This window comes from Methanofollis sp. (assembly GCF_028702905.1).
Taxonomy (GTDB): Archaea; Halobacteriota; Methanomicrobia; order Methanomicrobiales; family Methanofollaceae; genus Methanofollis.
This window is the reverse complement of the sequence record NZ_JAQVNX010000083.1, coordinates 1-9,232: the sequence shown is the minus strand read 5'-3', so window position 1 is coordinate 9,232 and position 9,232 is coordinate 1. Positions and strand designations below refer to the sequence as shown.

Sequence of the window (9,232 nt, the reverse complement as noted above, 5' to 3'; positions counted from 1 at the left end):
GCCATCTCCTCCTTCGTCAGCCTCCGCAGGTAGAAGTTCCCGACCGCGGCGATGATGACCGCCCCGACGAGATCGAAGATCAGGTCGGTCATTGTGTCGTCGAGGCCGTGCTGGAGGACGGTCCCGAGGAAGGTGTCGAAGAGGTACTCGTAGATCTCCCAGAATGCGCCGAGGGCCATCGTGAAGATCACGATGAAGAAGATGATCATCGGCCTGGTGAGCTGCAGGCCCGAGTACCGGTCGACCAGGAGGACGAGGACAAATCCCAGGACAGAGATGGTGATCGAGGAGACGAAGTGCGCGATCTTGTCGTAGTACGGGGAAAAGAGGATATAATAATCGCTGACATGGCCGGCGACATGGAGGAAGAGGGAAAGGGCGATGAGGAGGTTCACCTCCCAGGGCATCGAGATGTCAGACCTCCTCCTGACGAGGTACGGGACGGTGGTGAGAAAAAAGGCGAATGAACCGACAATGCCCAGGAAATAATCCCCCCTGGCAAAGCTGTACCCGACCTGGAGGAGGATGAGACCCTGTACGGCGTAGGCAAGGAGGATCCCGGAAAAATTCAGCCGGCGCCCCATGGAATGATGCCTCTATGGGATGCCGGCCATATAAGATTACCCGGAAAAAGAGGGGCGAGGTTTTCCCGCCCGGAAGTTAGGCATGTGCAGTTTTTCCCCGGCATTTACACCCGTTTTACCCGTTCGGCAAGGGCAAGGCCGGTCCGGCAGCACGCCTCGCGCTCGTCGGCGTCAGGCCTGAAATAGACCTCCATGCCGCCGTCCATCGCGCCGTCGGCGAGGGCCTTCGCCATCACATCGGTCGAACCGTGCATCGTGTCGAAGACGATTCAGGATATCCAATTCTGTCTTCCCCGGGTCTATCGTACGACCACTGATCCAACAGGACACAAACTATCGATCAAAAAAGAGGAGAACTCCGATGGGATATCACACCCACCCGATCCCGAGGATGATCAGGGAGAAGAGGATGAAGTCATAGGTGGCATGGGTGATGGCGCAGACAGTCGTGTTCGTCCTGACCCTGAGGTATGCAAAGACAAGGCCGGCAAGGAGGACAGAGAGCAGGCCGTCCCATGCATACTGGTACGCATGAAGGGCGGCGAAGACGAGGACCGAGAACGCGATGCCAAAGCGCGGCTGGAGGACACCGCGGATCGCGAGTTCTTCGCCCACACCCGCGACGACCGCCGCGACCAGGGCGGCAAGGGGGGTGAGGTACGAGGCGAAGAGCGCTTCCGTATAGTCGGCGTCGGTGACGTACCAGCCGAAATAATTCCAGACCGCCGTGATCGCGTGGTCCACGACCGAGAAGACGAGGACGAGGGCCACACCGACGCCGAGGGCGAAGGCGACAGAGCGGAGAGTCGGCATCACGACGCCGAGGCGCTCCAGGGCCTCGGGAAGAGACCTCTTCACGAAGAGGCCGACAGCGATGAAGGAGCCGAAGATGGTCCAGAAAAGACCGTATGCATCTGACTTCGCCGCATCTGCCGGGGAGATCGGCGCGATGGCGAACTCCGCGTTTGCCATCAGGTCGACGAGGGGCGGGTGTCCGATGACCAGGAGGGGGATGGGCGGGATGATCGCGAGGGCGGTGATCATCACCAGGGCCACGGTGTGGACAAAGTTGTCAGGGTCGATCGGGATGTACCGCGCAAGAAAGAGGCGGACCTGTCGCGAAAAGCCGAGCAGGCTGACCCCGGCCGCAAGCAGGGAAAGGAGCAGGCCCTCGAAGAGGGCGAGGACCATCTCGAAAGGCGGTTCTTCGACCTCAAGCAGGGACATCCAGGGCGCCAGACAGAAGAACCAGGAGACAAGCGCAAGCGCCAGGACGAACATGACGGCAAGGGCCGCGACAACGGGGCGGAGGCGCGGGCGGTCGAGAGCGAGGAAAGCAAGGAGGGCGATCAGAAAGATCGGTGCCGCCTCGGCCCCTGTCGAGAAGAAGAGGCCGATGTCGCCCTGCGGGTCGCCGGAGAGGCCGACGACGAGGGCAAGCGCTCCGGCAAGGAGGGCAAGCAGGATCAGGACCGGGTGGAAGGCGGATCTATCCATCATGATATCAGAATATCACTGTATGCCCAACAATCATAAATATCCGCCTTCCACCCGATTTTTCGGCTTTGCAGAATCGCTCATGAAACGCACGCCTCAAGCATACCGGATGAAAATAGTTTCGAAGAGATCTCCGGGGCGTGGAAGGTTTCTTGATCCCTCTTTTCACGATAGAAGAACAGGTAGAGACCTCGCTCAATCGCCGCCCCCACCTATCCTCTGTCTGTGGGGGGTTCCGGGGGGCAAGCCCCCCGGCGCGAGACGGCAGGTGTGAGTCTTTCTAATGGGGCGGCACGCCTGATCGGTCTGCCTTCCCCCATCCTCACGCCGGGGGCGCTGCCCCCGGAGCCCCCGGGATGAAGATAGGGTCTGGAAGGCAAAGGGCCGATCATTCTGAGGCGAGATCGATCTGAGAATGAAGATTTCTACAGAACCCCCTTTTTCAGCATTTGCACAGTTCAGCCAGAAAAGCAGGGGGCCGGACCGCCCCTACTCGCCGGCGAGTTCCCTGACCTTCTCGATGTTCCCAACATCGTCCCGCCGATCGTCCACCGGGGTCTCGCAGATCAGGGGCAGACGCCGGACCGCCGGGACCGCAAAGAAGGCCCGGAAACCTCCCTCCCCGATTGCCCCGAGGCCGATATGCTCGTGGCGGTCGAGGTGCGAGCCGAGACCGCCCTTGCAGTCGTTGCAGTGGACGACGCGCAGGCGGTCGAGCCCGATCGCGTCGTCGAAGGCGTCGAGGGTCTCCCCGACGACAGTCTCCTCCCGCAGGTCATAGCCCGCGGCAAAGGCATGGCAGGTGTCGAAGCAGACGGCGGCCCTCTCTTCAGGGAGGGCCTCCAGGATCAACCTGATCTCCTCGAAAGTACCGCCAAGACTGTTCTTCGTCCCCGCGGTGTTTTCGAGGAGGAGGACGGCATCACCCTCAGCCTCGTCGAAGGCGTGCAGGACGCCGTCGATGAGCCGCCGACGCCCACCCTCGATCCCGGTGCCGAGATGGCTGCCGAGATGCATCACAAGGAAGGGAACGCCGAGGTGGTCGCAGCGCCTGAGTTCGGCGGCGAGGGTCTGGACGGACTTCTGGTACACCTCCTCCTTCGGCGAGGCGAGGTTCGGCAGGTACGGCATGTGGACGACGGCCGGGCCGATCCCGGAGGCTTCGAGGCGGGAGCGGAAAGCGGCGGCATCGCCATCGGTGAGGGGCCTGAACATCCACCCCCGCGGGTTCCGGGAGAAGATCTGGAAGGTGGTGCACCCCCGCTCCCCGGCCCGCCCGACGGCATCGGCAAGGGACCCGGCGATGGAGACATGGCAACCGACGCGTAGCATGGAGATGCGTGTGGCATCAGGAGAGATGAGGGTGACGATCCGGAGAGGCGCCGGACCGGCACGTTTATTACCGCGCCGCTCAGGGATGCAAGTGTCGGTATGATCTTTTTTGAGTTCGCCAGGCGAAACGTGCGCCTCCACTGGCTCCGGTCCCTCCTCGCGGTGATCGGGATCGTCATCGGGGTCGCCGCCATCGCATCGATGGGAATCCTCGGCAACAGCCTGGTGCTCTCCATCTCCGACACCCTCACCGACGTCGGCGACACCATCGTCGTCACCCCCCATACCGGCGGCGGGAACGGGCCGCCCGGCGCCTCCTCGAAAGGGATCTCCGACAGGCAGGTGACCGAGATCCAGCGCGCCGTCGGGTCGAATGTGGTGGTCCCCCTGTACGTGGGCGGGGACCGGATCGTCATCGGCGGCGAAGTCGGGGCCGCATCCATCTACGGGATGCGCCAGGAGGACATACCCGAACTCCTCGACCTTGACGACGGCGTCTACCTGCGGGGCCAGACAACGACGATGGTCGGCGCGAAACTCGCCGAAGAGTACGACCTCAGGGTCGGAAGCCGGGTCCGGGTCGGCGACAAGGAGGAAAGGCTCAGAACGGCTGGAATAATCAGCGAAAGGGGCGTCGGTTTCGATATCAACCCCGACTACGCCCTCGTCGTCTCAGACACCTTCTACCAGGACTTCTACGACGTGGACGAATGGGACCAGGTGATCGTCAAGGTGCGCGACCTCAACGAGATCGACGCGGTCAAGGCCGCCATCGAGGACCAGCTCAACAGGAGAGAGCAGGTGGTGAACGTCCTCGACACGAAGGCGATCCTGGAGACCCTCATCGAGACCTTCAACAGCATCTCGACGTTCACCACGGCCATCGGCGGCATCTCCCTCGTCGTCGCCGGGGTCTCCATCTTCAATGTGATGATGATGTCGGTGACGGAAAGGACAAAGGAGATCGGGGTGATCAGGTCCATCGGCGCCCTGCAGAAAGAGGTCCTCCTGATGTTCCTGTACGAGTCCCTCATCCTCGGCCTGACCGGGAGCGCCATCGGAGGCCTCATGAGTTTTGTCGGCGGCTACCTCGCGGTCAGCGTCATGCTCCAGGACACCTCGTACCTCTTTGTCCCTTCAAGCCTTGTCTACGTCCTGTACGGGATGGCCTTCGGCATCGGCACGAGCATCCTCTCCGGCCTCTACCCCGCGTGGAAGGCCTCCCATGTAAACCCGATCGAGGCGTTGCGACATGAATGAAGAAGAACCTATCATCAGATTCACGGACGTGACCAAGGTCTACCCCCTGCCGGCAGGCGACGTCGTCGCACTCGACCATGTCTCCCTCGACGTGATGCCCGGCGAGTTCCTGGCAATCATGGGTCCCTCGGGGTCGGGAAAGTCCACCCTCCTGAACCTCATGGGCTGCCTGGACACCCCGTCGTCAGGGACGCTCTCCATCAAAGGAAAAGACATCGGCACGCTCCCCGACGACGACCTCACCCGTCTCCGCCGCGACCATATCGGCTTCATCTTCCAGCAGTTCAACCTCATCCCCCTCCTGAATGTCATCGAGAACGTGGAGTTCCCCCACATCCTGAAGGAACAGAAAGGGGGATGCATCGAACGCTGCCTGGAAGTCCTCGCCGCCGTCGGCCTCGAAGAGGAACTCTTCTCCCACACGCCCGCAGAACTCTCGGGCGGGCAGCAGCAGAGGGTGGCGATCGCCCGCGCACTCATCAACGACCCCGAGATCCTCCTTGCCGACGAACCGACAGGCAACCTGGACACGAAGACCGGGACAGGGATCATGGAGATCCTGGCTGATATGAATCGACGGGGCAGGACGATCATCATGGTCACCCACGACCAGAACGTCGCCGCGTACGCACGGCGGCGGATCACCATCGTCGACGGCAAAATCGTATGATCTTCCTTACCTTCGCGGTGCGGAACCTGCGGCGCCACAAGGCGCGGTCCTTCCTCGCCACCCTCGGGATCGTCATCGGCGTCTTTGCGATCGCGTCCCTCGGCGTGATGGGGAACTCCATCAACCTCCTAGCCGCCGCTCTCATCGCCGATGTCGGGGACACGATCATCATCACCCCGCACACTGCCCTCGGCGGCGCCGGGTTCGTCGGCGACCCAAGGACCGTGGTCGCGGCCACCATCCCCGACGCCGACGTCGAGCGCATCGAGAGGGCGGCAGGGGGGAACAGGGTGATCCCCGTCCTCCAGGGGGCCGGGGAGATCACGGTCGGGAGCGAGGGGGGGTACGCACAGGTCATCGGGCTTGCGACCGACGACATCCCCTATCTCCTCGACCTGGAGGACGGGAACCACCTGCGCACCGGGTCGAGGAGTGCCCTTGTCGGCACCTACCTGGCCAGGGAGTACGACCTGCGGGCCGGGAGCAGGATCCGCCTCGGCGACGAGCAGACGATCGTCTCCGGCATCATCGCCGAAAGGGGATTTGCCTTCGACATCAACCCTGACTATGCGGTCGTCATCGTGGAAGAGAGGTTTCGGTACTTCTTCCCGGACAGGGAGGGCTATGACTATGTGGTGATCCGGGTCGCCGACCCTGCGGAGATCGACGGCGTCAAGGAGGATGTGGACAGTCTCCTCAACAGGCGCGACGACGTCGTCGACATCACCGACTCGCGGGAGGCCCTCCGGCAGATGAACGAGATCTATGCCGCAATGACGCGGTTCCTCCTTGCGATCGGGGCGGTCTCCCTGGTCATCGCGGCGGTCTCGATCCTGAACGTCATGATCATCTCGGTCACGGAACGGACACGGGAGATCGGGGTGATGCGGAGTATCGGGGCGCTGCGCCGCGAGATACTCCTGATGTTCCTGTACGAAGCCCTCATCCTCGGCATCGCCGGGAGCCTCATCGGCGGGGCCTTCAGTTTTGTCGGGGGGTATTTCATCAGCGTCGCCGCAGTCCAGGTGCTCACCGCCGGCACCACCTTCGCCGAAGGGGCGACGGTCTTTGACCCGCTCTCGATCGCCTACATCCTCTTTGCCATGGTCTTCGGGACGGTGACGAGCATGGCCTCCGGCCTCTACCCGGCCTGGCAGGCGTCGAGGATGAAACCGATCGAGGCCATACGGGGGTGAAATGGATGCGGACGGCGCAGCGGATCTTTCTTGTCTTTGCGGTGCGGAACCTGAGAAGGCACTGGGTGCGGTCAGGGCTTGCGGCCCTCGGGATCATCATCGGCGTCCTTGCCATCGCATCCCTCGGCATCCTGGGCAACAACCTGATCGTCCTCTTCTCCGGTCTGGTCGCCGACGTCTCCGACACGGTCGTCGTCACCCCCCACCTTGCGGCAGCAAGCGGCGACCCCTTCGACCCCAGGTCGGCCCTCGCCACCGGGATCACAGAAAAGGACGCCGACAGGATCGCACGCGCCGCCGGGGCGAACCCGTCCATCCCCCTCATCCAGACCGCGGAGGTGCTCAAAAAAGGGAGAGAGGGGGGCTTTGTCCCGGCGATCGTCCTCCATGCCGACGACATGCCCCTCCTCCTCCGGGTCTCGGAGGGGGCGTTCCCGCCGGGGTCGGGAAGAGGGGTGCTCGTCGGTGCGCGCCTTGCCGACGAACTCGATATCAGGGCAGGGAGCAGGATCTCGTTCGCCGGCGAGGACGTCAGGGTTGCCGGCGTCCTGGAAGAGCGGGGGCTTGCAATCGACATCAACCCCGACTATGCCGTCGTCGTCACCCACGATTGGTACACCGACCTCCGCGGCGAGGAGGACTATGACAGGGTGGTGATCAAGGTCGCCGACCTCGGGGAGATCCCGGCGGTCAAGGCCGCGGTGAAGGACCAGATGAACAGGCGCAAAGAGGTGGTGGACGTTCAGGACTCCCGGGAGATCCTGGAACTGTATTACCAGACCTACGACGCCATCTCGATCTTCCTCATGGGGATCGGGGGCGTTGCCCTCCTCGTCTCCAGCGTCTCGATCCTGAATGTGATGATCATCTCGGTGACCCAGCGGACACAGGAGATCGGGGTGATGCGAAGCATCGGGGCGCTCCGCCATGAGATACTCCTGATGTTCCTGTACGAGGCGATCATCCTCGGCATTGCCGGGAGCCTTATCGGCGGGGCGCTCTCGGTCGTCGCAGGGTATGCGATCACCGCTTCGGTGGCGGAGACCATCTTTGCCGGATATGGTACCGCACCCACCGCACTCGACGCCGAGGGGGTGAGGGCGATCCTCCTCGGCATCGGCTTCGGGATCGGCACAAGCCTGCTCGCAGGCGTCTATCCTGCCTGGAAAGCGGCGCACCTCGACCCGATCGAGGCGCTTCGCTACGAGTGAAGGGGACGGACACCTATATATACGAGTATACGGATCGTCGATCGCCCAGGGGGACAAATGGCTGTACGCGATCAGGGCGAACTCGCTCTCCGTGCACCGCGCTTTCACCGCCGCCAGAGCGGCCATCAGTCGATGGAGGTCATCATGCTGCTTCTCGAAGAACGGGACAATGACATTCGAGCCCCGGAGAAATACGGGAGAGAGGAAAGGACATACGAGAGAAAAAGCAAATATTTATAAATCGAGTGTCTGGATAATAGATCGAGCATGACAGCAGAGGTTGGAGCAGCAGAGTGGCTGCACGAAATCCTGCAGGGGAAACCGGACACCGGCGACGTCTCCAGACTGCTCACCGTATCCGACCAGGAGGTCCGCGATGCGATCAGGCGCCTCGGCAAGACCGAGAGAATGGAGGCCCTGGAGATCCTGAAACAGTTGAAACTCGCCGAATATACAATGAAAGAGTAGTAGTCCCCTGCCTTTTTTCTACTACACCGCTACAGAACCCGGAAAGGGTCATTTAATGAGCTAAAAGTCTGCTTTTTTTGTCTTCATCCAGGACGCCGGGGCTCAGGAGGCAGGGATGCAGGAGAGGGTCATATGCCCCGAATACCCCCCTGAACCTGCAAGAACCTGAAGGGAGAAGGATATCGACCGGGCGGCCCGTACCGGGAGGGCGCCCGGGAGGGCGGTCTGGCTGGAGGGGCCATAACCGACCTCGACGCCGTCACCGAGCGCAGCGCCGTATATGACATTCCATGTGCCGTCGGCGCGCTGTCCCAGTCCCATGTCGTCCTGCTCCACAAGAATCGTACAGGGCACATTCCCGATATTTCGCACCGTGGGCAGGTCCGCGGTCCCGAAGTCGGTGTCTCCCACGATCCGGGCGCTGGTTTTGAGGCGGGCACCCCCATAGGGTACCGCAGAAAAGTCAAACTCGCAGCAGGCGACCGGCAGGTAGGTATAAATGCCCGACACCGGTGTCGCAGTGCCTCCAGAGACCTCCACCCGATAATCGCCCGGCATCTGCCAGTATGCAAGGTCGGCTTCCCCGCCCCGCACCGAAGCGGCCCCGGTCTTGAGCGCCGCACGGACGAGGGACGGTTTCCACCCGGGAGCATACCTGACAAGGCCTGCTGCTTCCGCATTCAAGAATGCCTCCCTGCCATTGTCGAGGGGCGAGAGCGCCGCCTCATGGGCCGGCGACCCGTCGGGCATCACCACGCGGGCAGAGACCGCACCGGCGTCCGGGATACCGAGGACGACCGCCCGGTACTTCACCGTCTTCGTGCTGTCGAAGCTGCAGGGGGGGGAGAGCTGGCTCCCGACCGTTTTATGGAGGGGGTCACCGTCCTCATGGGACCGGGTTGCATCCTCCACCCAGAGACACAGGAGGATGGATCTGGTGGTCGGGTCGGTCGTCGGGTCGGTCGTCGGGTCGGTCGTCGGGTCGGTCGTCGGGTCGGTCGTCGGATCGGTGGT

11 protein-coding genes are annotated in these 9,232 nt (G+C 62.7%); 6 read left to right on the top strand and 5 right to left on the bottom strand.

Annotated elements, in window-relative coordinates; all coding sequences use genetic code 11:
* The 4 genes from PHP59_RS09560 to PHP59_RS09545 form a co-directional block, all read right to left on the bottom strand.
* A partial coding sequence (locus tag PHP59_RS09560; RefSeq protein ID WP_300166393.1) for a hypothetical protein occupies positions 1–584 on the bottom strand: 584 nt, incomplete at its 3' end.
* A gap of 104 nt (positions 585–688) precedes the next feature.
* Entirely contained in the window at positions 689–838 is a 150-nt protein-coding gene (locus PHP59_RS09555; RefSeq protein ID WP_300166391.1) for a hypothetical protein, read from the bottom strand.
* Positions 839–953: 115 nt separating this feature from the next.
* The gene (locus PHP59_RS09550; RefSeq protein ID WP_300166389.1) at positions 954–2,084 is read right to left on the bottom strand and encodes a CPBP family intramembrane glutamic endopeptidase; all 1,131 of its coding nucleotides are present in this window, start codon (positions 2,082–2,084) and stop codon (positions 954–956) included.
* Between the two features lie 486 nt (positions 2,085–2,570).
* A complete protein-coding gene (locus tag PHP59_RS09545; RefSeq protein ID WP_300166387.1) occupies positions 2,571–3,413 on the bottom strand; it encodes a deoxyribonuclease IV in 843 nt (280 codons plus the stop codon).
* A gap of 99 nt (positions 3,414–3,512) precedes the next feature.
* Between PHP59_RS09545 and PHP59_RS09540 the strand changes: the two genes are divergently transcribed.
* The 6 genes from PHP59_RS09540 to PHP59_RS09515 are packed head-to-tail and all read left to right on the top strand — an operon-like array spanning position 3,513 to position 8,218.
* The gene (locus tag PHP59_RS09540) at positions 3,513–4,673 is read left to right on the top strand and encodes an ABC transporter permease (protein ID WP_300166385.1); all 1,161 of its coding nucleotides are present in this window, start codon (positions 3,513–3,515) and stop codon (positions 4,671–4,673) included.
* The gene (locus tag PHP59_RS09535; RefSeq protein WP_300166383.1) at positions 4,666–5,343 is read left to right on the top strand and encodes an ABC transporter ATP-binding protein; all 678 of its coding nucleotides are present in this window, start codon (positions 4,666–4,668) and stop codon (positions 5,341–5,343) included. The genes PHP59_RS09540 and PHP59_RS09535 overlap by 8 nt, the downstream gene beginning before the upstream one ends.
* Positions 5,340–6,539 carry an ABC transporter permease gene (locus tag PHP59_RS09530; protein WP_300166381.1) on the top strand — a complete coding sequence of 400 codons (1,200 nt, stop codon included), beginning with the start codon at positions 5,340–5,342 and terminating at the stop codon, positions 6,537–6,539. Before PHP59_RS09535 ends, PHP59_RS09530 begins: the two co-directional genes overlap by 4 nt.
* Before the next feature lie 5 nt (positions 6,540–6,544).
* Complete coding sequence (locus PHP59_RS09525) at positions 6,545–7,750, top strand: FtsX-like permease family protein (RefSeq protein WP_300166379.1); 1,206 nt, start codon at positions 6,545–6,547, stop codon at positions 7,748–7,750.
* A gap of 57 nt (positions 7,751–7,807) precedes the next feature.
* On the top strand, positions 7,808–7,990 hold the full coding sequence (locus tag PHP59_RS09520; protein ID WP_300166377.1) for a hypothetical protein: 183 nt from the start codon (positions 7,808–7,810) through the stop codon (positions 7,988–7,990).
* 27 nt (positions 7,991–8,017) lie between these two features.
* Positions 8,018–8,218: a hypothetical protein gene (locus PHP59_RS09515; protein ID WP_300166375.1), complete on the top strand. Its 201-nt coding sequence runs from the start codon at positions 8,018–8,020 to the stop codon at positions 8,216–8,218.
* Between the two features lie 102 nt (positions 8,219–8,320).
* Here the strand turns inward: PHP59_RS09515 and PHP59_RS09510 are convergent.
* On the bottom strand, positions 8,321–9,232 hold a 912-nt coding region (locus tag PHP59_RS09510; protein WP_300166373.1), incomplete at its 5' end, for a hypothetical protein.

What these genes read in the sequence shown, in the direction of transcription:
- PHP59_RS09555 (WP_300166391.1), bottom strand. Translation starts at nt 838, where the DNA reads ATGCACGGTTCGACCGATGTGATGGCGAAGGCCCTCGCCGACGGCGCG.
- PHP59_RS09550 (WP_300166389.1), bottom strand. Translation starts at nt 2,084, where the DNA reads ATGATGGATAGATCCGCCTTCCACCCGGTCCTGATCCTGCTTGCCCTC.
- PHP59_RS09545 (WP_300166387.1), bottom strand. Translation starts at nt 3,413, where the DNA reads ATGCTACGCGTCGGTTGCCATGTCTCCATCGCCGGGTCCCTTGCCGAT.
- PHP59_RS09540 (WP_300166385.1), top strand. Translation starts at nt 3,513, where the DNA reads ATGATCTTTTTTGAGTTCGCCAGGCGAAACGTGCGCCTCCACTGGCTC.
- PHP59_RS09535 (WP_300166383.1), top strand. Translation starts at nt 4,666, where the DNA reads ATGAATGAAGAAGAACCTATCATCAGATTCACGGACGTGACCAAGGTC.
- PHP59_RS09530 (WP_300166381.1), top strand. Translation starts at nt 5,340, where the DNA reads ATGATCTTCCTTACCTTCGCGGTGCGGAACCTGCGGCGCCACAAGGCG.
- PHP59_RS09525 (WP_300166379.1), top strand. Translation starts at nt 6,545, where the DNA reads ATGCGGACGGCGCAGCGGATCTTTCTTGTCTTTGCGGTGCGGAACCTG.
- PHP59_RS09520 (WP_300166377.1), top strand. Translation starts at nt 7,808, where the DNA reads ATGGCTGTACGCGATCAGGGCGAACTCGCTCTCCGTGCACCGCGCTTT.
- PHP59_RS09515 (WP_300166375.1), top strand. Translation starts at nt 8,018, where the DNA reads ATGACAGCAGAGGTTGGAGCAGCAGAGTGGCTGCACGAAATCCTGCAG.